Origin of the sequence: Nocardioides cavernae (genome assembly GCF_013410035.1) — a bacterium.
GTDB lineage: Bacteria > Actinomycetota > Actinomycetes > Propionibacteriales > Nocardioidaceae > Nocardioides > Nocardioides cavernae_A.
Window position 1 is genome coordinate 1,391,214 of sequence record NZ_JACCBW010000002.1, and the last position, 23,652, is coordinate 1,414,865.

Here is a 23,652-nt window from a genome sequence, read left to right on the forward strand (position 1 = left end):
CGGGCGAGCCTAGAAGAGCCGGTGCTCCGCGTCGTCCATCCCGCGCAGCGCGTCGTAGTCGACGAGGGCGCAGGCGATGCCGCGGTCGGTGGCCAGCACGCGGGCCTGCGGCTTGATCTCCTGGGCGGCGAAGATCCCGCGCACCGGGCCCTTCGCGCTCAGCAGCGGGTCGCGGTTGAGCAGCTCGAGGTAGCGGGTGAGCTGCTCGACGCCGTCGATCTCGCCGCGTCGCTTGATCTCGACCGCCACGGACAGGCCGTCGGCGTCGCGGCACATGAGGTCGACGGGGCCGATGGCGGTCATGTACTCGCGGCGCACGAGCGTGAGGCCGTCGGCCAGGGTCGCGGGATGCTCGGCGAGCAGCTCCTGGAGGTGCTTCTCGACGCCGTCCTTCTGCAGCCCCGGGTCGACGCCCAGGTCGTGGGAGGTGTCGTGGAGCACCTCGTCGATGAGGATCCGCAGGGTGTCGTCGGACTTGGTCGCCGACACCAGCCACTCGGCGCGCCCGTCCTCGGCGACGCCCTCCCTGACCGTGCACGGCGGCGACATCCAGTTGAGCGGCTTGTAGGAACCGCCGTCGGAGTGGATCAGCACCGACCCGTCCGACTTCAGCATCAGGACGCGGGTGGCGAGCGGCAGGTGGGCCGTCAGCCGTCCTGCGTAGTCCACCTGGCAGCGCGCGACGACCAACCTCATGAATGCAGCCTCACGTCGGGCGAATCTACAGTGACCCCGTGACCTCGCACGACGTACGCCCCGCGCGCCGACGCGACCTGGCCCACCTCGCGCTCGACGAGGTCGACGGCCCCGGGTTCGTGATGGTCGCCGGCGAGCCCGCCGCCGCGCACCTCTCCGTCAGCCTGGCCAAGGGGCACGCGCTGCTCGCGGCGCCCGGTGGTGACCCGCTCCTGCACGCCGCCCTCGTCGAGGCGGCGTGCGAGCGGCTGGCCGCTCGCGGGCACGGCCAGGCCCTCGCCGCCCTCGTCCCGTCGGAGGCGCCTTCCTACGGCGGCCGGGGGTTCACCGAGGTGCCGCCCGACGAGCCCGTCCCGGGACACCTCGCCGACCTGCACGCCGACGAGGGGACCGTGCTCATGCGGCGCGTCCTGCGCGCGCACCGCACGCTCGCGGAGCTGGAGGGCGTCCTGCCCACGATCGACGCGTCGCCCCGCGACGTCGGCGTGCTGCGCGCCGTGGTCCGCAGGCCCGCGGCGGGGGAGCGCGAGGTGCTCGACGTGGGCCGGCTCGACGTGGTCCACGGCCTCGTCGGCGACACCTGGGCGTCCCGCGGCAGCCGGCGTACGCCCGACGGCTCGGCCCACCCCGACATGCAGCTCAACCTGATGAACCACCGGCTCGTCGAGTTCCTCGCCCAGGATCCCCAGCGCGAGCAGCTGGCCGGCGACCAGATGTTCGTCGACCTCGACCTGTCGCACGAGAACCTCCCGGTCTGGAGCGAGCTGCACATCGGCGGCCCGGACGGCGCGGTCATCGTGGTGACCGACCAGCCGCACAACGGGTGCGGCAAGTTCATCGCCCGCTTCGGCAAGGACGCGCTGACCTTCGTCAACGGCCCCGAGGGCACCCCGCGCCGCCTGCGCGGCCTCTGCGCCCGGGTCGTCCGTCCGGGACCCGTACGACCGGGCGACGAGGTGGTCGTCAGGCGTCCCGACGCCGGCGCCGGGGCGTGACGGTTGCCACACTCGCGACGGCCGGATCGCGTGGGAGCATGCGTCCATGACTGAGAGTGCTCCTCGCGAGTTCACCACTGTCGGCGTCATCGGCCTGGGCACCATGGGGGCCGGCATCGCCGAGGTCTTCGCCCGCAACGGCTACGGGGTCGTCGGCGTGGAGGTCAACGACACGGGGGTCCAGCGCGGGCGGGAGCACCTCGAGCACTCCACGGGTCGCGCGGTGAAGCGCGAGAAGATGACCGTGGAGCAGCAGGCCGAGCTGCTGGGCCGGATCAGGCTCACCACCCGGATGCAGGACCTGGCCGAGGCCGACCTGGTCATCGAGGCGGTCGTCGAGTCGCTGGAGGTCAAGCGGTCGATCTTCCGCACCCTGGACGACATCGTGCGCCCCGACGCCGTGCTGGCGACGAACACGTCCTCGCTGAGCGTCACCGAGATCTCCACCGCCAACTCCAAGCCCGGTCGCGTCGTGGGTGTCCACTTCTTCAACCCCGCCCCGGTGCAGGACCTCGTCGAGATCATCCGCACGGTCGTCACCGAGCCGGACGTCCTCGCCGACGTCCAGCAGCTGCTCGTCGACCTCGGCAAGAACCCCGTCGTGTGCGGCGACAAGGCGGGCTTCATCGCCAACACCCTCCTCTTCGGCTACCTCAACCACGCCGTCGCGATGTACGAGGCCAAGTACGCCTCGCGCGAGGACATCGACGCCGCGATGCGCTTCGGCTGCGGCTACCCGATGGGTCCGCTCGCGCTGCTCGACCTCATCGGCCTCGACACCGCCTACGAGATCCTCGACACGATGTACAAGCAAGGTCGCGACCGGCTGCACGCGCCGGCGCCGATCCTCAAGCAGTACGTCACCGCCGGTCTCCTCGGGCGCAAGTCCGGCCGCGGCTTCTACACCTACGAGGCGCCGGACTCGCCCGTCGTCGTCGCCGACGCCCACACCCCGGGTGCCGACGACCAGCCCCGGCTGCGTCACGACATCAGCCGCGTCGGCGTCGTCGGCACCGGCACGATGGCGGCCGGCATCGTCGAGGTCTTCGCCAGGGCGGGCTACGACGTGCTCTACACCGGCCGCAGCCAGGACAAGGTCGACGGGGTCGTCGCGACCATCACGAAGAACGTCGACAAGCAGATCCAGCGCGGACGCGCGACCGAGGAGCAGAAGACCGAGGTGCTGGCGCGCGTGCGCGGCACGACGTCCCTCGACGACCTCGGGGACGTCGACCTCGTCGTCGAGGCGATCGCGGAGGACCTCGCGGTCAAGACCACGCTGTTCGAGAACCTCGACGAGATCTGCAAGCCGGGCGCGATCCTGGCGACGACGACGTCCTCGCTCCCGATCATCGCGATGGCCCGGGTGACCAAGCGCCCGCAGCACGTCATCGGCATGCACTTCTTCAACCCCGCCGCGGTCATGAAGTTGGTCGAGGTGGTCTCCACGGTCGCGACCGACGAGTCGGTCACCGAGACGGTGCTGGCGCTCTGCGACCGGGTCGGCAAGGTCGCCGTGAAGTGCGGTGACCGCTCGGGATTCATCGTCAACGCGCTGCTCTTCCCCTACCTCAACGACGCGGTGAAGATGCTCGAGGCGCACTACGCGACCGCCGACGACATCGACACCGCGATGAAGCAGGGCTGCGCGCTGCCGATGGGCCCCTTCGAGCTCCTCGACGTGGTCGGCAACGACGTCTCGCTGGCCATCCAGCGCGAGCTGTACCTCGAGTTCCGCGAGCCGGGCTTCGCCCCGGCCCCGCTGCTCGAGCACCTGGTCACCGCCGGCTACCTCGGCCGCAAGGCCGGGCGGGGCTTCCGGGACTACAGCGCGCGCTGATCGGTCTCGACACGCGTCGCGTCGCCGCTGGTCAGTCGAGGCAGAATTCGTTGCCCTCCGGGTCGGTCATGACGATGTGACCGGCGGTCATCGGCGGCGCCGGCTCGTGGCGGTCTCCCCGCGTCGCGCCGAGGGCGACGAGGCGCTCGGCCTCCGCCTCGAGCGCCGCCATCCGCTCCTCGCCCTGCAGTCCGGGCGCGGCACGGAGGTCGAGGTGGACGCGGTTCTTCGCAGCCTTGCCCTCCGGGACCCGCTGGAAGAACAGCCGCGGGCCGTCGCCGTCGGGGTCCTCGGCGGCGGAGGCGGCGTTCCACTCCGACTCGGGCACGCCGACCTCGGCGAGGAACGCGTGCCACACCTCGAACGGGTCCTGGCCCGGCTCGAGGGTGCGCCCGGGGGGCGGCGGGTTGACGTAGCCCATCGCCTCGGCCCAGAACCGCGAGAGCGTCTGGGGGTCGTGGGCGTCGAAGGTCACCTGGATGGTCCGGCTCATGCCGCCATCCTGCCCGCGACCACCGACGGTCGCGAGGCTCAGCGGCTGTCGACGACCAGGGCGGCGAGGCGGGCGCGGGTGTTGATGTCGAGCTTGCGGTAGATGTGCGTCAGGTGGGCGTCCACCGTGCGCGGGGAGACGAACAGCTCCTCCGCGATCTGCCGGCTGGTCAGCCCGTGGGCCACCCGCTCGGCGACCTGCCGCTCGGCCGCGGTCAGGGCGTCGAGCACGGACGACGGCGCGGACGTCGGCCGGTGGAAGATCGCGGTGACCAGCGGCACGGCGCCGGCCGACAGGTCGTCGCCGTCGAACCACTCCGCGGGAGCCCTGCTCGCCGGCACGACGGCGTAGTCGGCCGAGTAGCCCCAGCGCACCGCCATCCGGGGCGTACGCAGGGCGAACGCCGCGGCGGCGAGCGCCCGGGCCTCGGGGAGCTCGCGGGCGCGGGCGACACCGGCGAGGCCGTCGAGCACGTCGGCCGCCCGCAGCGGCAGGCGCATCGTGGCGCACTGGTCGAGCGCGGTGAGGTAGGTCGTGGTGGCCTGGTCGAGGTCGCCGAGCTCGACCAGGGCGCGGCCCAGGAGCAGGCGCGCCTCGACGCCGTCGCGCCCCAGCCGGGCGGAGTCCGCGAGCGCCACGACGTCGGCGGCGAGACCCGCGGCGAGCTGTGGCTGGCCGCTGACCAGCAGGTCGCGGCCGTCCTGGGCGAGGACCGGCAGGCGTACGGCCCACGGCAGGGTCTCGCGCACGACCTCGGAGGGCTGCCACGTCGGGTCGAGGCCGCGCAGCATGGTCTCGGCGAGCAGGCCGACCCGGTCCTCGGCGAGCTCGCGCGCCTCGACCACGACGGCGCGGGTGCCGGCGACGGCCTCGGCGATGCGCCCCTGCTCGAGCGCGATGCGGGCGAGCACGGTCCGCAGGGAGAGGTCGATCCAGCGCTCGTCGCTCGTGGTGCGCGCCGGGATCGCCTCGGTGGCGGCCTGCGTGGCCTCGGCGAAGCGGCCCTGCGAGGCATAGACGTCGGCGAGGGTGCGGGTGGCCTGCCGGCTGATCGAGCCGTCGGGGTCGAGGCTGAGGGCGCGCCTGGCCTCCGCCTCGGCGCTGGCGAGGTCACCGGCGTCGAGGTGCATCTCCGCGCGGATCGAGGCCGTCTTGGCGAGCTGCTCCTCGGGACGCGGCGCCGAGGAGGCGTGCTGGTCCGAGCGGTCGAGCAGCCACAGCCCCTCGTAGGTGCCGCGCACCTCCGAGGCGGCGATCCCCGCCCGGCGGGCGATCTGGGCGCCGAGCCCGGGCGGACCGTCGCCGCTGGCGAGCGCGCCCTCGAGGATCTCGACGGCGTCACGAGCGCGCATCGAGGTGTAGAGCGAGGAGAAGATCCGGTTGGCCAGGGAGTAGCCGGCGGCGCGCGTGGCCGGGTCGGCGCACGCGCTCAGCACCGCCTGACGCATCGCGGGCAGGTCCTGCAGCCACTCGGCGTCCGCGGCGCCGAAGTTGTCGTGCGCGGGCGCGTGCGCCTCGGCCCACGACACCAGCCCGGCGCGCACGGCACGTACGTCGTCCTCCGTGGCGAGCGCCCGGGCGCGGCCGCGGATGGGGGAGAGCATGTCGAAGCGGCCGTGGGCGTCGACCTCCACGAGGCTGCGCCGCACGAGGTCGCCGGCGAGCTCGGCCGCCTCGGGGACGGTGACGTCGAGGACCCGCGCCAGCACGCCGAGGCCCACCTGGAAGTCGAGCAGCCCGATCCTGCGCAGCGCCGTCGCGCTCGACGGGTCGAGCAGGTCGTGGGCCGAGTCGACCGCCTGGTCGAGGCTCACCGTCGACATGGCGTTGCTGAGCCCGACCAGCGCCGACTGGACGGCGACCTGCTCGATGAGCAGCGGGAGGCCGCCCGTCGCGCTCAGCAGGCGGCGTACCTCGTGGGCCTGCGCGGCGAGGTCGACCTGCCGGCCGGCGGCGCGCACGCGCCGGACGAACAGGTCGACCGCGGGACCCTCGAGCGGCGCCCGGGACGCGGGCACGGGGAGGGGGCCGACGCGGACGACGGACTCGTACGGCTCGCCCGCCGTGGTGCGTGAGGTGACGACCACCCGCGCGTCGCTGGTCGCCTCCAGGACCGACTGCAGGACCGGCCCGGCGTCGGTGGCGTCGAGGTCGAGCCCGTCGAGGACCAGCAGGCACTCGCGCCCGTCGACCGCGCGCCCCAGCGCACCGGCGAGCGAGTCGCCGGGAGCGGTCTCGGAGTCGAGGCTCTCGAGCGCCGCGACGAGCAGGTCGTCGATGCTGCGCAGGTTGCGGGCGTCGACCCACGACGTCGCGGTCCGTCCGGCGGCCGTGTGCCGCACGAGCAGCGTCTTGCCGCTGCCGGGAGGGCCGACGACGGTCACCCAGCGCGACTCGTCGAGGGCCTCGCCCAGCGCACGCTGGACGTCGTCGCGACCGAGGCACGGGGCAAGCACGGACTGAATCTATCGCCCTACGTAGGTGAGTTAGGTAGGACTACGGATGCTGGCACGCGGGGTGTCGCGGGAGCCTTCTCGTACGCCGAGGGAGCCGGGACCGCACGAGGGGATGGTCCCGGCTCGCACCGGCCGCTTGTCGGAGCAGGCCGCACATCGTCGGGGGTCGATGGGCGGCCTGCTCCTGCAGCGTCCGGGGCGTCTCCCGGGACCCCCGGGCACCTTGCCGCTCCTGCGTAGGCTTGGTGCATGGAACTCGTCCTCGTGCTGGTCGTCCTCGGCGGACTGACCGCGGTCGCGGTGACCGCGGGCAGGACGGGCAAGAAGCGTGAGCTGGCCAGGGTCGAGGCCGAGGTGGCACCGGTGAAGAAGCTCGCCGAGGAGGACGTCACCGCCCTCGGCGTCGAGCTCCAGGACCTCGACATCGACCTGGCCGGCGAGCCGCTCGACGCGGGCGCCAACGCCGACTACCAGCGCGCGCTCGACTCCTACGAGTCGGCCAAGGTCGCAGCGGCGGGGCTGACGCGCGCGGAGGACGTCAAGCACGTCACCGAGATCCTCGAGGACGGCCGGTACGCCATGGCGTGCGTACGTGCCCGGGTTGCGGGCGAGCCGCTGCCGCAGCGCCGCCCACCGTGCTTCTTCGACCCGCGCCACGGCCTGTCCGTGGCCGACGTGCCGTGGACCCCGCCCGGTGGCGCCCAGCGCGACGTCCCGGCGTGCGCGCTCGACGTCGAGCGCGTGCGTGCGGGTGCCGAGCCCGACATCCGGAAGGTGATGGTCGGCTCGCGCCGGGTGCCCTACTGGCAGGGCGGTCGTGCCTACCAGCCCTACGCCCAGGGCTACTTCGGCGCCTTCTCGCCGATGGACTGGATGTTCATGGGCATGCTGTTCGGGGGCGGGTTCGACGGCCTCGGCGAGGGCATCGGCGCCATCGGCGAGGGCATCGGCGACCTGTTCGGCGGCATCGGGGACGGCATCGGCGACATGTTCGACGGGTTCGACTTCTGACGTCCGCGGCGCTCGTCGCCCGCGGGGTCGGTGGCCGCCCGCCGAGCCTCCTGCGGGAGGATGGCCGGGTGAGCCTGCACCGCACCGAGCTCGGCGAGTCCGGGCCGCGCGTCGTCTTCTGCCACGGCCTGTTCGGCCAGGGCAAGAACTGGACCCAGATCGCCAAGGCGCTCAGCGCGGACCACCGGGTGGCCCTGCTCGACATGCCCAACCACGGCCGCTCGCCCTGGACCGAGACCTTCGACTACCTCGAGCTCGCCGACCTCGTCGCTGCCGACGTGTCGAGCTGGGCGGGCGACGAGCCGGTCGCCCTGGTCGGGCACTCGATGGGCGGCAAGATCGCGATGTGCCTGGCGCTGCGGCACCCGCAGCTCGTCGAGCGGCTGGCGGTGGTGGACATCGCGCCCGTGGCGTACGACAGCGGCCGCGAGTTCATCGGCTACACCCGCACGATGCGCGCGCTCGACCTGGCGGGCCTCGAGCGGCGCGCCCAGGCCGACGAGGCGATGGCCGAGGCGGTGCCGAACCCGGTCGTGCGCAGCTTCTTGCTCCAGAACCTCCGCCGCACCGACGACGGGTGGCACTGGCAGCCCCACCTCGAGCTGCTCGCCGACCACATGGACGAGCTCGCCGGGTGGCCGGGGGACGAGCTCGGCGACGCCACGTACGACGGGCCGGTCCTCTGGGTCGGGGGAGCCAGGTCCGACTACATCTCCGACGAGCACGCCGGGGAGATGGACCGCCGCTTCCTGCGCAACCGGCGGGTGCTGATCAAGGAGGCGGGCCACTGGGTCCACTCCGAGCAGCCGGAGATCTTCCTCGAGGTGCTGCGCCGCTTCCTGCGCTGAGCCGCCTCAGGCCTTCTGGCGGGCCCGGTAGGCCGCCACGGCCTCGCGGTTGCCGCACGTGGTCGAGCAGTAGCGGCGCGAGCGGTTGCGCGACAGGTCGAGGACCACGTCGTCGCAGTCGTCCGCGGCGCAGCGGTCGAGCCGGGACATCTCGTCGGCGCGGATCACGTCGACCATCGCCATCGCGGTCTCGACGACGACGCGCTCGTCCAACGGGCGGTCGGGGTCGACGGCGTGCAGGTGCCAGTCCCAGTGGTCGTGGCGCTGGAGCTGGGGGAGCGCCTTGGCGCGGGCGAGCATCGTGTTGACGATGCCCGCGGCCTCGTCGCGCTCTGCGAGCAGCAGGGTCTTCAACGCGGGTCGCAGCCGCCGTACGGCCTCGAGCTCCTGCGGCGTCGCGTCGTGCCGTCCGGTGTAGGACCACGACGCCAGGAACGCGGACAGGTCGTCCACCGAGCCGAGGGGGTCGCCGGGCTCGTCGGTCGAGTTGGCGAGGGCGACCGCGGCCTGCAGCGCCGCGTCGGTGTCATCCGTGAAGAGCACGTTGACACATTACACCGCGCCACCCTAGTGTCACGACCGTGACGGCTTTGACTCATGACACGGGTTCCTCCCGGACCGCCGCGGGGCTCACCCTCGCGGTGGCCTCCGCGACCGCGTTCGGGCTGTCCGGCGCGCTGGCCCGGGGGTTGCTCGACACCGGTTGGAGCGCCGGCGCCGCCGTCACGGCGCGGACCGTGATCGCCGCGCTCGCGCTGGTGGTGCCGGGCCTGCTCGCGGTCCGTGGGCGCTGGGAGCTGCTGCGCGACAACCTCGGCCTGATCGCGATCTACGGCGTCAGTGCCGTGGCGGGCGCCCAGCTGTGCTACTTCTACGCCGTCACCTACATGCAGGTCAGCGTGGCGCTGCTCCTGGAGTACACCGCCCCGGTCGCGGTCGTCGTGTGGCTGTGGCTGCGCCACGGGCACCGGCCGTCCGGGCTCACGGTCGTGGGCGCGGCGCTCGCGGCCTGCGGGCTGGTGCTCGTCCTCGACGTCATCTCGGGCGCCGACCTGAGCGCGGTCGGCGTGCTGTGGGCGCTCGGCGCCATGGTGGGTGCCGCCTCCTACTTCATCCTCTCCGCCGACGAGTCCAACGGCCTGCCGGGCATCAGCCTGGCGGCGGGCGGCCTGGTCGTGGCGAGCGTGGTGCTGGGCACGGCCGGTGCGTCGGGGCTGCTGCCCTTCACCGCCTCCACGGCCGACGCGGTCTACGACGGCTTCACCGTGCCGTGGTGGGCCACCGTCCTGGCCCTGGGCCTGGTGACGGCCGCGTTCTCCTACGTCACGGGGATCGAGGCGGGCCGCCGGCTGGGGAGCCGGTTGGCGTCCTTCGTCGCGCTCGGTGAGGTGCTCGCCGCGGTCGTCTGGGCGTGGCTGCTCCTCGGCGAGCTGCCCCGCGCGGTCCAGCTCGCGGGCGGTCTGCTGGTCCTCGCCGGCGTCGTCGTGGTCAAGCTGGGCGAGGGCCGCGCACCGCTCACGGTCGAGCCGCTCCCCGAGCCCGACCCCGAACCAGCAACCCTCAGCGGGCGTCCTGCCGCTTGAGGAACACCTCGCGGTGCAGCAGCAGCAGGGCCGCCGCCACGGGCACGGCGAGCAGGGCGCCGATGATGCCCATCAGGCTGCCCCCGACCAGCGCCGCGATCACGGTGATCGCGCCGGGGATGTCGACCGCCCGCTTCATGATGCGCGGGGAGATCACGTAGGACTCCAGCTGCTGGTAGGCGATGTAGTAGACCGCCGCGACCAGCGCGACCGTGGGTGAGATGGTGAGTGCCAGCGCCGTCATGATCACGCCGCTCACGACCGCGCCCAGCACGGGGATCAGGCTGAGCAGCCCGACGATGAAGGCGAGCGCGAAGCTGTAGTCGCCGAGGCCGACGACCCACGTGAAGATGAAGGTGCTGATCCCGGCGCACAGGGCCACCAGGAACGCGCCCGAGACGTAGGCGCCGGTGCTGCGGATGATCCGGTCGCCGAGCTCGCTCACGCGCGGACGCCTCGAGGCGGGCGCCAGGCTGTAGCCGGCGTGCTTGATGCTGGGGAGCGAGGCGAGGAAGTAGATCATCAGCACCAGCACGATGAAGGTGTTGGTCAACGCGGACAGGACCGCCAGCCCGACGCCGACCGCCCCGCCGAACACCCGCTGGCTGAAGTCGCCGTTGGTGACGTAGTCCTGGAGCTTGTCGATGATGGCGAAGCGCTCGTCGAGCTGCTCGACGTAGGTGTTCTGCTGGAGGTCGGAGAACCACGCCGGTGCGTTGCGGGTGATCAGCGCGATCTGCTCGCTGATGACCGGGACCACGGCACCCACGAAGAGGGCCAGCACCGCCAGTACGACCGCGAGCACGAGCAGCACGGACAGTCCGCGCCGCACGCCGCGCTGCATGAACCACTCCACGACGGGGTTGAGCCCGATCGCGAGGAACATCGCCAGCACCAGCAGGACCAGGACCGAGCTGATGCTGAGCACCTGCTGGACGAGGAAGACCGCGAGCAGCACGCCGAGCGCGCCGAAGAACCCCACGATGAAGGGGGAGTGGCGCAGCAGGGACGAGTGGTGCGTGCCCTGGTCGTGCGTCGGAGGCGGGTACACCACGGGCTCCGGGGGGACGACGAGGTCGGTCGAGTCGTCGATGCGCTCCGCGATCGCGGCCGCCGACTCCGCAGCCTCGGTGGACTCCTCGGCGGCCTCCTGCGCGATCCCGGCGGCCGTGTCGGCGCGCTCGGCGGCGGACTCGGCCCGCTCGGCCGCGTCGATCGCCTCGGCGGCGCCGGCCGCGAGGTCCTCGCGCTCCTCGCCGGGCCCGGTGCCGCTCAGGACTCGTCCTCGCCGAAGCCTGCGACCACGTCGCGCAGCGCGCCGAGCTGGGCGGTGATCGCGTCGCGCCGCTTGGCGGCACGCTCGACCTCGGACTGGATGTTGGCGAGCTCGCGCTCGGCCTCGGCGATGCGGGTCGCGTTGATCGAGTCGGCCTGGGTGCGCGCCGATGCGACGACCTGCTCGGCCTCGCGGCGGGCGCGGCTGAGCAGGCCCTCGGCCTCGCTCTGCGCCTGCTGGCGGTGCGTGTTGGCCTGCGTGGTGGCCTCACGCGCGCGCTGCTCGGCGGCGGTGGCCCGCTCCTCGGCCTCGGCGACGAGGCGCTGGGTCTCCGCGGTCGCGCTCGAGTGGTGCTCGGCCGCCTCGCGGGCCAGGCGCTCCTTCTCGACCGCGAGGGTCCGCCGCGCCTCCTGGACCTCCCGGTCGGCCGCCGCGCGAGCCTGCTCGGACTCGCGCGTCGCCGTCACCCGCATCTCGTTGGTCTCCTGCTGCGCGGCGAGGCGCAGCTGGTCGGCCTCGCGACGCGCGGCCGCGAGGAGGTCCTCGGCCTCGGCCTTGGCCAGGCTGCGCTCGGTCTCGGCGTCGGCGGTGAGCCGGGCGCGCATCTCGTCGAGCTCCTTGAGCTGCACCATGCGCATGTCGTCGGCCTCACGCGCGGCGTCGGCCCGGATGCTCTGGGCGTCACGCTCGGCCTGGGTACGGATCTCGGCGGCCTCGCGGCGCGCCGCCGCGCGCACGTCGGCGGCCTCGTCCTCGGCCATCTTCAGCATCGAGGTCGCGCGGCCGCCGAGGCCGGCGTACGTCGGGTTGGCGTTCTCCGCCGCCTCCGCGCGCAGCCGCTCGAGCTCGGACTCGAGCTCGATGACCCGCTGCTCGCTGCTGGCCAGGCCCGTGGCGAGGCCGGCCTTCTCGGACTGCAGCTGGTGGACGCGCTGGTCCACGGCCGCCTTGTCGTAGCCACCGCGCCGCACGACCGGGAGCGGCGCGGCCGGGGGGATGGCCGGGGGGACGGCCGGCCGCTGCGCCACCGGCGCAGGGGCCGGGGCCGAGACCGCAGTCGATGCAGGAGCGGCAGGGGCCGAGGCACGCGGCGCGGACGTCGGCGCCGGCGGCGGGATCACGGGTGCCTTGACGGTCGGCTCCGGCTCGGGCGTCGCCCGGACGGGCTCGGTCATCGGGGGCTGGGACGCCGCCGCGGGTGCCTTCGCGGGTGTGTCCGTGCCCGCCCCGCGACCCTCCGGAGCGTCCTTCCGGGCGCTCGCCGGGTCGTCCTTCGCATCGTCCTTCGCATCGTCCTTCGGGGTCACCGGGAGCACCTGCGTCTCCTCGCCGGCACTGCCGGTGGCCTCAGCGTCGTCACCGTTCTCCGGCTCGTCGAAGATGGACAGGCCCTGGTCGCGGCTCATGCTGCGGCACCCACTCTCACGTCGTACGGACTGCGTCGCTGTCAGTGTGTCCGATGCCCGGGCAAGAACACACCCCGGCTCGCGGGCGATCCGCGAACCGGGGTGAGCGAAAGATCTCAGAGGCCGATCGTCCGCCGTTCAGACACCGCGGAAGCGGTTGATGGCCGTCTCGTGCTGGGCGCGCATCTCGTGGTCGAGGACCCCGAGGCCCTCCTCCGGCGCCAGGCACAGCACGCCGACCTTGCCCTGGTGGGCGTTCTGGTGGACGTCGAGGGACGCCTGCCCGACCTCGTCGAGGGTGTAGGTCCTCGAGAGCGTGGGGTGGATCTTCCCCTTGGCGATGAGGCGGTTGGCCTCCCACGACTCGCGGTAGTTGGCGAAGTGGCTGGAGATGATGCGCTTGAGGTTCATCCACAGGTAGCGGTTGTCGTACTCGTGCAGGTAGCCCGTGGTGGACGCGCAGGTCGTGATGGTGCCCCCCTTGCGGGTGACGAACACCGAGGCGCCGAAGGTCTCGCGGCCGGGGTGCTCGAAGACGATGTCGATGTCCTCGCCGCCGGTGAGCTCACGGATCCGGGCGCCGAAGCGCTTCCACTCGCGCGGGTCCTGCTCGGTGCCCTCGTCGTTCCAGAACTTGTAGCCCTCCTCGGAGCGGTTGATGATCAGCTCCGCCCCCATGCTGCGCGCGATCTGCGCCTTCTCCTCGTTGGAGACCACGCACACGGGCGTCGCGCCGCCGTTGAGGGCGTACTGCGTCGCGAAGCCGCCGAGACCGCCCGAGGCGCCCCAGATCAGGACGTTGTCGCCCTGCTTCATGTTGCCGCCGTTGGTGGAGACGAGCTGGCGGTACGCCGTGCAGTTGACGAGGCCCGGGGAGGCGGCCTCCTCCCAGGTGAGGTGTTCGGGCTTGGGCATGAGCTGGTTGGCCTTGACCATCGCGACGTCGGCGAGACCGCCGAAGTTGGTCTCGAAGCCCCAGATCCGCTGCTCCGTGTCGAGCATCGTGTCGTTGTGGCCGTCGGGGCCCTCGAGCTCGACCGACAGGCAGTGCGCGACGACCCGGTCGCCCGGCTTCCAGCGGGTCACGCCCGGGCCGGTCTTGAGGACGACGCCGGAGAGGTCGGAGCCGACGACGTGGTACGGCAGGTCGTGGCGCTTGGTGAGCTCGCTGCTGCGGCCGTAGCGCTCGAGGAAGCCGAAGGTGGAGACGGGCTCGAAGATCGACGTCCACACGGTGTTGTAGTTGATCGCGCTGGCCATCACGGCCACGAACGCCTCACCCGGGCCGAGATCGGGGAGCGGCACCTCGTCGACGTGGAGGGACTTGCGCGGGTCCTTCTCCTTGGCGCTCAGGCCCTCGAACATGTCCACGTCCTCCTTCTTCACGAAGGCGGCGCGGTAGGACTCGGGGAGCTCGAGGGAGGCGAAGTCCTCCGACGTGGCGCTGCCGGACTGGATGGCGTCGAGGATGTGCTGCACGGTGTCTCCTGGTGGGGCGTCGGGGCACGAGTGGGGCGAAGATACCGGCGAGTAACCTCGAGCGGTCGGAGGTGTGACGTAGGTCGCTCAGTGGCCGGGGCCGGACGCGGGCTCGACCAGCTCGACCAGCACCCCGCCGGCGTCCTTGGGGTGGATGAAGTTGACCCGGCTGTCGGAGGTGCCGCGCCTCGGCGCGTCGTACAGCAGGCGGAGGCCGCGCTCGCGCAGCACCGCGGCCGCGTGCTCGACGTCGTCGACGCGGAACGCGAGCTGCTGGATCCCCTGGCCGTTGCGGTCGAGGAACTTCGCGATGGTGGACTCGGGCGTGAGCGGCGCGAGGAGCTGGATGCAGGAGCCCGAGTCGCCGACGCCGACCATCGCCTCGCGTACGCCCTGCTCCTCGTTGACCTCCTCGTGGAGCACCTGCATGCCGTAGGCGCCGCGGTAGAACGCCATCGCCTCGTCGAGGTCGGGCACGGCGATGCCCACGTGGTCGATGGCGGTGAAGAGGTGCTGGACGTCGCTCAGCTGGTCACCGGGGAGCGCGGGGGAGGTCATGGCGGACATCGTGCACTTCGGGGGCGCGACGCGCGAGGAGGTGTGACGGTCGCCACTAGGGCCGCCGAGGGGTGAGCACGAGCGTGGGCGGGTGTGACGTGCGCCTCAGAGGTGAATGATCGCTCACCCCTGCCGTTGGCGTCACGCTGGTGGGTATCGTCCGAAGCGCAGCAGATCGTCGTCCGAGTCGCCCGCACGCCTGGAGGAACCCCATGACCACGTCCGTGATCGTCGCCGGAGCCCGCACCCCGATCGGGCGCCTCCTCGGGGGACTGAAGGACCTCTCCGCCGCCGACCTCGGCGGGGTCGCCATCAAGGGCGCCCTGGAGAAGGCGGGCGTCGCCCCCGACCAGGTCGACTACCTCATCATGGGACAGGTCATCCTCGCCGGCGCCGGGCAGAACCCCGCCCGCTCGGCCGGGATCGCCGCCGGCCTCCCGATGAGCCTGCCGTCGATCACCATCAACAAGGTCTGCCTCTCCGGCATCAACGCGATCGCGATGGCCGACCAGCTGATCCGCGCAGGGGAGCACGACGTCGTCGTCGCGGGCGGCATGGAGTCGATGACCCAGGCTCCGCACCTGCTCCCGAAGTCGCGCGAGGGCTTCAAGTACGGCGACACCACGCTCGTGGACTCGATGGCCTACGACGCTCTCTACGACCAGGCCACCAAGCAGGCGATGATCAGCCTCACCGACGGGTGCAACGCCGCCGGCGCCAACCTCTCGCGCGAGGAGCAGGACGCCTTCGCCGCGCGCTCCCACCAGCGTGCCGCGCTCGCCTGGAAGAACGGCGTGTTCGACGACGAGGTCGTCCCGGTGACGATCTCCGGACGGCGCGGGGACGTCGTGGTGTCGGAGGACGAGGGCGTACGCGGGGACACGACCGTCGAGACCCTCGCCGGCCTGCGCCCGGTGGCCAAGGACGGCACCATCACCGCGGGCTCCGCCTCGCAGATCAGCGACGGGGCCTGCGCGGTCGTGGTGATGCGCAAGGAGAAGGCCGAGGAGCTCGGCCTGACGTGGATCGCCGAGATCGGCGGGCACGGCCAGGTCGCCGGCCCCGACTCCTCCCTGCAGCTGCAGCCCGCTCGCGCGATCGAGAAGGCCGCCGAGAAGGAGGGCATCGCGGTGTCCGACATCGACCTGTTCGAGCTCAACGAGGCCTTCGCGGCCGTCGGCATCGAGTCCGCCCGCCAGCTCGGCGTCGACGAGGACGCGGTCAACGTCAACGGCGGCGCGATCGCCCTCGGGCACCCGGTGGGGATGTCGGGCGCCCGCATCGTGCTGCACCTCGCCCTCGAGCTCCAGCGTCGCGGCGGCGGCGTGGGTGCCGCCGCGCTGTGCGGCGGCGGCGGCCAGGGCGACGCCCTGATCATCCGCGTGCCCGCCGCATCCTGACGCAGGCACCACGGACCGGAGCGCGCGTGACCAGGCGGGGGGCCCCTGCGGTCCCCGACCTGGTGGGGCGCGCCCGCGAGGGTGACGCCGCCGCCGTCGCCCGCCTCATCACGCTGGTCGAGGACGCCTCGCCGCTGCTGCGGGAGGTGATGGCCGCGCTGGCTCCCCATGCGGGCACCGCGCACGTGGTCGGCATCACCGGAGCCCCGGGCGTGGGCAAGTCCACCTCGACCAACGCCCTGGTCGCCGCGCTGCGTCGCGCCGGGCGGCGCGTCGGGGTGCTGGCGGTCGACCCGTCCTCGCCCTTCTCGGGAGGGGCGCTGCTGGGCGACCGCGTGCGGATGGGCGACCACGCCCTGGACCCGGGGGTCTACATCCGCTCGATGAGCGCGCGCGGGCACCTCGGCGGCCTGGCCTGGTCGACCCCGCAGGCGGTGCGCGTCCTCGACGCCGCCGGGTGCGACGTCGTGGTGGTGGAGACAGTGGGCGTCGGGCAGAGCGAGGTCGAGGTGGCCGGCCTGGCGGACACGGTCCTCGTCCTGCTCGCGCCGGGGATGGGTGACGGGATCCAGGCGGCCAAGGCCGGGATCCTGGAGATCGGCGACGTGTACGCCGTCAACAAGGCCGACCGCGACGGCGCCGACCGGACGCGTCGCGAGCTGCGCAGCATGTTGTCGGTCGCCGAGCGCCCCGACGGCGCGTGGCGGGCGCCGGTGCTGCAGACCGTCGCGAGCACCGGCCTGGGGATCGACGAGCTGCTGGCCGAGGTGGACCGCCACGCCGCGTGGCTCGCGGAGTCGGGCGAGCTCGGGCGCCGGCGTACGCGCCGGGCGCGCCGCGAGGTGGAGGCGATCGCGCTCGGTGCCCTGCGCGAGCGCTGGGGGAGCGCCGGTGCGGGAGCGGACCTCGACGCGCTCGCGGGACGGGTCGCGGCCGGCGAGGTCGATCCCTACGCCGCCGCCGACGTGCTGCTGGAGGGCTGAGCCCGTCAGCACCGCTGACCCCGCCCTCGGGTCGCCGGTGGTGGGGTCGCGACTCGGGAGCGGGGCCTGGTGCGGTTGCGGAGGAGGCGATCACCGTCCGAGTGGGGTTCGGTCGGGATCGTCGGGCGGTGCCACCGGTCGAGCCGTGTGGCAGTCGCGTAGAGGAACTGTAACCATCCTGTTCCGTTCGCGCGACGGGTTTCGAGGGGCGGGCGCAAACCTTTGCCGTCCGGGCCCGCCCGGGCCACCCGGCCGGTGCACGCGGCTGCGCGCTACGCCGTCGCGTCGAGCAGGAGCCGGCGCAGGTCCTCGGCGGCCTGGGACGTCCAGGCGTTCAGCAGGGGAGCGCTGACGTCGGTCGCGGTGACCAGTAGCAGGTGGTCACCGCGGGCGGCGCTCGGGATGCGCGCGACGACCGTGCACCTCGGTCCCGCGACGACCTCGGCCGTGACCACCCCGGTGGCCGAGCGCTCGGCGACGCGGTGGGTCATGATGAGCTGCACGGCCTCCTGCGGCAGGCGGACCTGCTCGCCGCGGGTCAGTCCGTAGGTCGCGACGGAGCTCCCGTCGGCCGTGCACAGCACGGCACCTGCGCGTCCCGGCAGCGCTGCGAGCACGTCGACGACCGAGGACCACATCGCGTCGACGCCGTCGGCGCCCGAGGTGCGCGAGCGCACCTGGTGGCGGCGGTGCTGCGAGGCGCGGCCGGCCCAGCCGGAGCTGAGGCGGTGCGAGGAGATGAGCTCGGCGGTCATGGGCGCACGTCCTTCGTGTGGTGGGGCGCGGATCGGCCGACCCCGAGAAGGCGGACACGCTGCTGGTGGTGGTGGAACGGCCAGTGCGATCCGAACGCTAGGTCGGATCGAGCAGGGGCGTCGGAGAACCCGAAGAATTTGTCAAGAAACAGGCCAGCCAGGCTCAAGCCGCTTCCGCTTTGCACCCGAGTGCAACTTGCACTACAGTGCAACTCATGCCGACGACGGCGCGCGAGACGCGCAAGAACCAGACCCGGGACGCCCTGACCGAGGCCGCGATCTCCCTGCTGGCCAGCGAGGGCATCGAGGCGCTGACGGCCGACCGGATCGCCGAGGCGGCCGGGGTCTCCCGGCGCACCCTCTTCAACTACTTCCCCCGGGTGGAGGACGTCCTCACCGCGACGATCGAGGGCGTGACGTCGGAGACCATCGACGCGATCGTGGCCCGTCCGGCCGAGGAGTCCCTGCGAGACGCGGCGATGGCCGTGATCGAGGAGCTCATCGACTCGCCCGCGTTCGCGCAGGTGCGGATCCTCGAGCGTGCCGCGGCCACGTCGCCCGCCACGCGCCGCTTCGTCCTCGAGTTCGACGACCGCCAGTGCCGGGCCCTGGAGGAGGGCCTGCGCCGGCGCCTCGGCGAGGACGCCGACCCGATCTTCGTGGCCGGCCTGGCTGCGGCCGCGTTCGGCGTGCTGTGCGCCGTCACCCGGCTGGCCGTCGCCGCCACCGACGACGACACCCGCGCGGCAGAGCTGCACAAGCAGTGGATCCGCCGCGGCCTCGACCTCCTGTTCGCCGGCTTCGACGAGTCCGGCGCCCGTCCCACCCCCACCGAGGAGAACTGACGTGGCATCCCTGCTCCACCGGCTCGGCCTCTTCTCGGCCCGTCGCCCCCTCGCCGTCCTGCTCGCGTGGGTCTTCGTGATCGCTGCTTCCGTCGGCGGCATGGCCACGCTCTCGCGACCGCTCAGCAACGCATTCGAGATCCCCGGCAGCGAGTTCGGTCGGGTCCTCGACCAGCTCGGCGAGGAGATCCCCGACGTCGCCGGCGGCACCGGGACGGTCGTCGTGCACAGCCCGGGCGGGTTCGACGCCGACCAGCGCACGGCACTGCGCGACACCATGGACGCCTGGGAGCAGCTGCCCCACGTCACCGACGTCCTGGACCCCTTCGCGCTGCAGCGTCGTCTCGACGGCTCCGTCGACCGGCTCGACCGCGCGGAGCGCCGGCTGACGCGGGGCCAGCAGCAATACGACTCCGGCCGCGCCCAGGTCGCCGGCCTGGAGGCGCTGCTCCGCCAGGACCCGTCGTCCTCGACGCCTGAGCTCGAGCAGCAGCTCCGGGACGGCCGCGCCCGGCTCGACGGCGCGGAGCAGGAGCTCGCGGACGGCTGGGCGCAGTACGCGGCCGGGCGCGCGCTCTCCGACGCGGGCGACGGGGTCTCGTTCGTCAGCGACGACGGGACCACCGCGCTCGTCCAGGTCCGCTTCGACACCCAGACCCAGGAGCTCGACCCGTCGGTGCTCGAGGCGGTGCCGCACGCCGGGGCCGCGCTGGCCGACGCGGGGATCGAGGCCGACTACGGCCAGGAGCTCACGATGAGCCGGGAGGTCGGCGGCCCCGGGGAGGCGATCGGCGTCGCGGTCGCGGGCGTCGTCCTGCTCGTCATGCTCGGCTCGCTCGTCCTCGCCGGACTGCCGCTGGCCATCGCGATGGTCGGCGTCGGCGTGAGCCTCACCCTCGGCATCGCCACGACCCAGTGGATCGAGCTCCAGCAGATGGCTCCCGTGCTGGGCATGATGCTCGGCCTCGCGGTCGGCATCGACTACGCCCTGTTCATCGTCAACCGGCACCGGCGCCAGCTCGCGGACCTCACGGCCGACCTGCCGGACGGCGTACGCCCGGACCGCGAAGCGGTGCGCGCCAGCATCGCACTGGCGACCGGCACAGCCGGCTCGGCCGTGGTGGTCGCCGGCACCACCGTGGTGATCGCCCTCGCCGCGCTCGCTGTCTCCGGCATCCCCACGCTCCTGCAGATGGGGCTGCTCGCCGCGTTCACCGTGGCGGTGACCGTCGCCGTCGCGCTCACCCTCACCCCGGCCCTGCTGTCCTTCGTCGGCGCACGCGCCGTCCCGCGTCGGCGTCGGTCCGCGAGCACCGGCGCCGATCGTGCGGGCTGGCCGCAGCGCTGGGTCGGCCTGGTCACCCGTCGCCCCCGGGCGGCGACCGCCCTGGTGAGCCTGGTGATGCTGGTGCTCGCCCTGCCCGCGCTGTCGATGCGGCTCGGGCTGCCCGACGGCTCCTCCGAGCCGCAGGACTCCACCGCCTACCAGGCCTACGAGCGCGTCGCCGACCACTTCGGTCCCGGCGCCAACGGCCCCCTGCTGCTCGCCGCGGAGCACGACCAGCCCGTGGGGGAGGACGACCTCGTGGCCGAGCAGGCCCGGGTGGCGCGCGCCGTGCTGGCCGTCGACGACCGCGTCTCGGTGCTGCCGGTCGGCACCAGCGACGACGGCCGTACGCTCGCCTTCCAGGTCGTGCCCGCGGAGGGACCGTCGGCCGAGTCGACCGTCGAGCTGGTCGAGGGACTGCGCCGGCTGGCCGCCGGCGACGAGCGCATCCACGTCCGTGGCCTCTTCGACGCGCCGATGATCAGCGACGTCAACCCGACCGGCGAGCAGCTGCTCGGCGACGACGTGGGGCTCGGGCTGACCGGGGCCACCGTCGCCAACATCGAGGTCTCCGAGCGCCTGGCGGGTGCCCTGCCGCTCTACCTCACGATGGTCATCGGGCTCTCGCTCGTCCTGCTGACGGTCGTGTTCCGCTCGATCCTGGTGCCCCTCGTCGCGACCGCGGGCTTCCTGCTCTCGGTGGCAGCGAGCTTCGGTGCGATCGTCGCGGTCTACCAGTGGGGCTGGCTCGGCTCGTTGTTCGACGTGCACGACCCGTCGGCGGTGTTCAGCTTCATGCCCACCCTGCTGATCGGGATCCTGTTCGGTCTGGCGATGGACTACCAGATGTTCCTGGTCTCGGGCATGCACGAGGCGTACGTCCATGGCAAGGACGCCCGGACGGCGGTGCGCGACGGCTTCAGCTCGGGCGCCCGGGTCGTGGCCGCGGCGGCGCTGATCATGGTGTCGGTCTTCGCCGGGTTCATCTGGGCCGAGATGACGATGGCGCGCTCCATCGGCTTCGGGCTCGCGGTGGGCGTGCTCCTCGACGCCTTCCTCATCCGGATGACGTTCACGCCGGCCGTGCTCTCGATGCTGGGCGACCGCGCGTGGTGGCTGCCGCGCTGGCTCGACCGGTTGCTGCCGAACCTCGACGTGGAGGGCGCCGCGCTCGCCGAGCGCCTGCGGGCGCAGCAGCCCGAGGTCGCCGAGGAGCCCGCGCGCGAGCCGGTGCCGGTCGGCTGACCACCCGGCCGGCCCGGGCGACCGCCGTCAGGAGAGGCGCAGGGTCTGGCCGGTGATGCGGGCCGCGGCGCTGCTGGCGAGGAAGAGGGTGGCGTCGGCGACGGCGTCACCCACCCGCGGCTGCGGGCTGCGGACGAGCGTCCCGCCCGCCGCCCGGCTGCCGCCGCCGGAGGACCAGGCGGGGGCATACTGGCGGGGGAGCACCGACCGCGGCGCGGGGAGCACGGAGTTGACCCGGACGCCGAGCCCGGCCCAGTTCTCGCCCGCGCGGGCGGTGGACTCCACGAGCTCGCGCTGGGCGTCCTCGGGGGTGGCGGAGAGCTGGAGCCAGCTGGTCACCGAGCCGGTGTTGACCACGCAGCCGCCCCCGAGCGCCGGGCTCTGGCCGAGCTTGAGGCGCAGCCGGGTGGTGAGGAACGTGGGGCCGAGCAGTCCCGACCGCGCCGCCTGCGCGATGAAGGCCTGCTCGTCGGGTGGCAGGCCGTACGGCAGGTGGCAGGACGCCGCCAGGACGAGGACGTCGATGTGGCTGATCGTGCCGACGAGGTGGTCGATCGACTCCTGGCGGGCCAGGTTGACCGACTCGTAGTCGAACGCCGACAGGTCGGTGTCGTAGAGCGAGCGCAGCATCATCGTGCCGGTCACCGTCACCGAGGCGCCGGACCGCGCGAACGACGAGGCGATGGCGTGCCCCTGCCCACGGGTCCCGCCGATGACCAGGACCTGGTACCCCGTGAAGTCGTACGACCCCGCTGTCGACATGCTGTGGCGCCCTCCCCGTCGCTCGGGGGTTTTTCTACCACGCGGTAGGGGCGGGGTGACAGGCGTCGCCGTGCTCAGTTCGTCCACAAAACCCGGCCGAGCGGCGTCACGCCTTCGAGTCGGCAGCGCGGACCTCCTCCTCACGCAGCGGGTCGGCGAGCTCGAGGCGCCCGGTGCGCACGGCGGCGAACGTCCAGAGCTTGTTGAGCACGAACGAGAGCGGGGTGACCAGCCCGATCACGATGAGCTGCGACCAGTAGAGCCGGTTGCGCAGACCGGTGGAGTCGTCGAAGACGTCGGTCGGCAGGCTGATCGGGGAGTGCGGGTGCATGAGGAGGGTGAGCAGGGCCAGGCCGACCGCCTGGCCGCCGAGGCCGACGACGAGGAACGGCCAGTACTCCCGCCACCAGCCGGCGGCCCGCGAGCTCTGGAACGTCCACGTGCGGTTGAGCTGGAAGTTGGACAGGTTCGCGACGAGGAAGGCGAGCGTGGAGTAGACGTGGTACCAGCGGAGGTTGAAGCCCGAGGACCCGAGCGCGACGACGGCGTCGTCGAAGTGGGGTCCGAGACGGCGCAGCAGGACCAGCACGAGCAGGTTGACCAGGACGCCCGAGACGCCGACCGCGCCGAAGCGCACGAGGAGCACGACGTTGCGTCGGTGACGCGTCATCAGCGCTGCTCCCCGAGAGGTCATGCTCTCGAGGCTACCGACCCTCGGTGCCCTGCGCGGTCCACGTCCCTAGGATTGTCCCCATGACGCAGCAGCCGTTCAGCCGTCCAGGTGCCATCGACCTCTCCGGGCTCGGCCGACCGCCCGCGCCGCCGCAGGACGCGGCCCCGGCCGGCGGGAGCGGATCCGCGCCGGGGGCGTACTCCGTCGCCATCACGCAGGACAACTTCCAGCAGGTGCTCCAGGAGTCGATGGCGGCGCCCGTCGTCCTGGTCTTCCACTCCGCGCGCCAGGCGCCGGGCAGCGAGCAGTACGCGGCCGACGTCGCCGCCGAGGCGGAGCGGCTCGAGGGCCGTCTCCTGGCGGCGCTGGTCGACGTCGACGCCCATCCCGAGATCGCCCAGGCGATGCAGATCCCGCAGGTGCCGCTGACGATGGTGGTGCTCGAGGGCCGTCCCGCGACCCAGCCGATCCCCGGCGCGCTGTCGCCCGAGGAGCTGTCCACCCTGTTCGCGCAGCTCGTCCAGCAGCTCACCGCGCAGGGCATCACCGGCCGGCACCAGCCCCGGTCGAGCGCGGCGCCAGCGGGCGAGGGCGAGGAGGAGGTCGTCGACCCGCGGTACGCGCCCGCCCAGGACGCGCTCGCCGCGGGCGACATCGACGGCGCGATCGCGGAGTACCAGAAGCTCGTCGACGCCAACCCGGCCGACGTCGAGGCCGCCGGCGGGCTCGCCATCGCGAAGGTGATGCAGCGCACCCAGGGCGTGGACCTCAACGAGGCGCGCGCGGCGGCCGCCGAGAACCCCGACGACGTCGACGCGCAGACGATGGTCGCCGACCTCGACATGCTCGGCGGTCACGTCGAGGACGCCTTCACCCGCTTGGTGAACCTCGTCGCGCGCACGTCCGACAAGGAGCGCGACAAGGCGCGCGACCATCTGCTCGGGCTGTTCGCCGCGGTCGGCAACGACGACCCGCGCGTGCTGGCGGGCCGTCGCAACCTGGCGTCGGCGCTGTTCTGAGC

21 protein-coding genes are annotated in these 23,652 nt (G+C 73.0%); 10 read left to right on the forward strand and 11 right to left on the reverse strand.

Annotated elements, in window-relative coordinates; genetic code table 11:
• Positions 1–9: 9 nt before the first annotated feature.
• Positions 10–696, reverse strand: coding sequence for an endonuclease NucS (nucS, locus tag F4692_RS14265; protein ID WP_179620259.1), 687 nt, complete (start codon positions 694–696; stop codon positions 10–12).
• 38 nt (positions 697–734) lie between these two features.
• Here nucS and F4692_RS20710 point away from each other — a divergent pair, with 38 nt between their 5' ends.
• On the forward strand, positions 735–1,691 hold the full coding sequence (locus F4692_RS20710; protein ID WP_218858424.1) for an MOSC domain-containing protein: 957 nt from the start codon (positions 735–737) through the stop codon (positions 1,689–1,691).
• 46 nt (positions 1,692–1,737) lie between these two features.
• Entirely contained in the window at positions 1,738–3,531 is a 1,794-nt protein-coding gene (locus tag F4692_RS14275; RefSeq protein WP_179620260.1) for a 3-hydroxyacyl-CoA dehydrogenase family protein, read from the forward strand.
• 31 nt (positions 3,532–3,562) lie between these two features.
• Here F4692_RS14275 and F4692_RS14280 read toward each other — a convergent pair whose 3' ends face one another.
• Together F4692_RS14280 and F4692_RS21280 are read right to left on the reverse strand one after the other, a co-directional pair.
• On the reverse strand, positions 3,563–4,024 hold the full coding sequence (locus F4692_RS14280; RefSeq protein ID WP_179620261.1) for a VOC family protein: 462 nt from the start codon (positions 4,022–4,024) through the stop codon (positions 3,563–3,565).
• 38 nt (positions 4,025–4,062) lie between these two features.
• Positions 4,063–6,480 carry a helix-turn-helix domain-containing protein gene (locus F4692_RS21280; RefSeq protein WP_179620262.1) on the reverse strand — a complete coding sequence of 806 codons (2,418 nt, stop codon included), beginning with the start codon at positions 6,478–6,480 and terminating at the stop codon, positions 4,063–4,065.
• Between the two features lie 249 nt (positions 6,481–6,729).
• On the opposite strand from F4692_RS21280, the gene F4692_RS14290 reads away from it, so the two are divergent.
• Both F4692_RS14290 and F4692_RS14295 read left to right on the forward strand, forming a co-directional pair.
• Positions 6,730–7,491, forward strand: coding sequence for a hypothetical protein (locus tag F4692_RS14290; protein ID WP_179620263.1), 762 nt, complete (start codon positions 6,730–6,732; stop codon positions 7,489–7,491).
• A gap of 68 nt (positions 7,492–7,559) precedes the next feature.
• Positions 7,560–8,339: an alpha/beta fold hydrolase gene (locus tag F4692_RS14295; protein WP_179620264.1), complete on the forward strand. Its 780-nt coding sequence runs from the start codon at positions 7,560–7,562 to the stop codon at positions 8,337–8,339.
• A gap of 6 nt (positions 8,340–8,345) precedes the next feature.
• On the opposite strand, the gene F4692_RS14300 is transcribed toward F4692_RS14295, so the two are convergent.
• A complete protein-coding gene (locus F4692_RS14300; RefSeq protein WP_179620265.1) occupies positions 8,346–8,882 on the reverse strand; it encodes a CGNR zinc finger domain-containing protein in 537 nt (178 codons plus the stop codon).
• A 38-nt stretch (positions 8,883–8,920) separates the two neighbouring features.
• Here F4692_RS14300 and F4692_RS14305 point away from each other — a divergent pair, with 38 nt between their 5' ends.
• Entirely contained in the window at positions 8,921–9,922 is a 1,002-nt protein-coding gene (locus F4692_RS14305; protein ID WP_308645310.1) for an EamA family transporter, read from the forward strand.
• Here the strand turns inward: F4692_RS14305 and F4692_RS14310 are convergent.
• From F4692_RS14310 to mce, 4 genes are all read right to left on the reverse strand, one after another.
• On the reverse strand, positions 9,900–10,973 hold the full coding sequence (locus F4692_RS14310; RefSeq protein WP_179620266.1) for an AI-2E family transporter: 1,074 nt from the start codon (positions 10,971–10,973) through the stop codon (positions 9,900–9,902). The two genes, F4692_RS14305 and F4692_RS14310, sit on opposite strands and share 23 nt — an antisense overlap.
• A gap of 221 nt (positions 10,974–11,194) precedes the next feature.
• Complete coding sequence (locus tag F4692_RS14315) at positions 11,195–12,604, reverse strand: hypothetical protein (RefSeq protein ID WP_179620267.1); 1,410 nt, start codon at positions 12,602–12,604, stop codon at positions 11,195–11,197.
• 138 nt (positions 12,605–12,742) lie between these two features.
• A complete protein-coding gene (gene ccrA / locus F4692_RS14320) occupies positions 12,743–14,083 on the reverse strand; it encodes a crotonyl-CoA carboxylase/reductase (RefSeq protein ID WP_179620268.1) in 1,341 nt (446 codons plus the stop codon).
• 87 nt (positions 14,084–14,170) lie between these two features.
• Positions 14,171–14,641, reverse strand: a complete 471-nt coding sequence (mce, locus tag F4692_RS14325; protein WP_179620269.1) for a methylmalonyl-CoA epimerase — start codon at positions 14,639–14,641, stop codon at positions 14,171–14,173.
• Positions 14,642–14,853: 212 nt separating this feature from the next.
• Here mce and F4692_RS14330 point away from each other — a divergent pair, with 212 nt between their 5' ends.
• Together F4692_RS14330 and meaB are read left to right on the forward strand one after the other, a co-directional pair.
• Positions 14,854–16,041: an acetyl-CoA C-acetyltransferase gene (locus F4692_RS14330; protein WP_179620270.1), complete on the forward strand. Its 1,188-nt coding sequence runs from the start codon at positions 14,854–14,856 to the stop codon at positions 16,039–16,041.
• A gap of 26 nt (positions 16,042–16,067) precedes the next feature.
• Positions 16,068–17,024 (forward strand): methylmalonyl Co-A mutase-associated GTPase MeaB, encoded by a 957-nt coding sequence (meaB, locus tag F4692_RS14335; RefSeq protein ID WP_179620271.1) that lies wholly within the window; start codon positions 16,068–16,070, stop codon positions 17,022–17,024.
• Between the two features lie 272 nt (positions 17,025–17,296).
• Here meaB and F4692_RS14340 read toward each other — a convergent pair whose 3' ends face one another.
• Positions 17,297–17,779, reverse strand: coding sequence for a hypothetical protein (locus tag F4692_RS14340; RefSeq protein WP_179620272.1), 483 nt, complete (start codon positions 17,777–17,779; stop codon positions 17,297–17,299).
• 215 nt (positions 17,780–17,994) lie between these two features.
• On the opposite strand from F4692_RS14340, the gene F4692_RS14345 reads away from it, so the two are divergent.
• Both F4692_RS14345 and F4692_RS14350 read left to right on the forward strand, forming a co-directional pair.
• Complete coding sequence (locus F4692_RS14345) at positions 17,995–18,624, forward strand: TetR/AcrR family transcriptional regulator (protein ID WP_179620273.1); 630 nt, start codon at positions 17,995–17,997, stop codon at positions 18,622–18,624.
• A 1-nt stretch (position 18,625) separates the two neighbouring features.
• Positions 18,626–21,196 carry an MMPL family transporter gene (locus F4692_RS14350; protein WP_179620274.1) on the forward strand — a complete coding sequence of 857 codons (2,571 nt, stop codon included), beginning with the start codon at positions 18,626–18,628 and terminating at the stop codon, positions 21,194–21,196.
• Positions 21,197–21,223: 27 nt separating this feature from the next.
• On the opposite strand, the gene F4692_RS14355 is transcribed toward F4692_RS14350, so the two are convergent.
• Positions 21,224–21,958, reverse strand: coding sequence for an SDR family oxidoreductase (locus F4692_RS14355; protein WP_179620275.1), 735 nt, complete (start codon positions 21,956–21,958; stop codon positions 21,224–21,226).
• Positions 21,959–22,064: 106 nt separating this feature from the next.
• The gene (locus F4692_RS14360; protein WP_179620276.1) at positions 22,065–22,652 is read right to left on the reverse strand and encodes a GtrA family protein; all 588 of its coding nucleotides are present in this window, start codon (positions 22,650–22,652) and stop codon (positions 22,065–22,067) included.
• 59 nt (positions 22,653–22,711) lie between these two features.
• Between F4692_RS14360 and F4692_RS14365 the strand changes: the two genes are divergently transcribed.
• Positions 22,712–23,650, forward strand: coding sequence for a tetratricopeptide repeat protein (locus tag F4692_RS14365; RefSeq protein WP_179620277.1), 939 nt, complete (start codon positions 22,712–22,714; stop codon positions 23,648–23,650).
• Positions 23,651–23,652: the final 2 nt, after the last annotated feature.

Excerpts from the sequence above, each read along its gene's own strand:
- nucS (WP_179620259.1), bottom strand. The coding sequence starts at position 696 with ATGAGGTTGGTCGTCGCGCGCTGCCAGGTGGACTACGCAGGACGGCTG.
- F4692_RS14275 (WP_179620260.1), top strand. The coding sequence starts at position 1,738 with ATGACTGAGAGTGCTCCTCGCGAGTTCACCACTGTCGGCGTCATCGGC.
- F4692_RS14280 (WP_179620261.1), bottom strand. The coding sequence starts at position 4,024 with ATGAGCCGGACCATCCAGGTGACCTTCGACGCCCACGACCCCCAGACG.
- F4692_RS14290 (WP_179620263.1), top strand. The coding sequence starts at position 6,730 with ATGGAACTCGTCCTCGTGCTGGTCGTCCTCGGCGGACTGACCGCGGTC.
- F4692_RS14315 (WP_179620267.1), bottom strand. The coding sequence starts at position 12,604 with ATGAGCCGCGACCAGGGCCTGTCCATCTTCGACGAGCCGGAGAACGGT.
- mce (WP_179620269.1), bottom strand. The coding sequence starts at position 14,641 with ATGACCTCCCCCGCGCTCCCCGGTGACCAGCTGAGCGACGTCCAGCAC.
- F4692_RS14330 (WP_179620270.1), top strand. The coding sequence starts at position 14,854 with ATGACCACGTCCGTGATCGTCGCCGGAGCCCGCACCCCGATCGGGCGC.
- F4692_RS14340 (WP_179620272.1), bottom strand. The coding sequence starts at position 17,779 with ATGACCGCCGAGCTCATCTCCTCGCACCGCCTCAGCTCCGGCTGGGCC.
- F4692_RS14345 (WP_179620273.1), top strand. The coding sequence starts at position 17,995 with ATGCCGACGACGGCGCGCGAGACGCGCAAGAACCAGACCCGGGACGCC.
- F4692_RS14355 (WP_179620275.1), bottom strand. The coding sequence starts at position 21,958 with ATGTCGACAGCGGGGTCGTACGACTTCACGGGGTACCAGGTCCTGGTC.
- F4692_RS14360 (WP_179620276.1), bottom strand. The coding sequence starts at position 22,652 with ATGACCTCTCGGGGAGCAGCGCTGATGACGCGTCACCGACGCAACGTC.
- F4692_RS14365 (WP_179620277.1), top strand. The coding sequence starts at position 22,712 with ATGACGCAGCAGCCGTTCAGCCGTCCAGGTGCCATCGACCTCTCCGGG.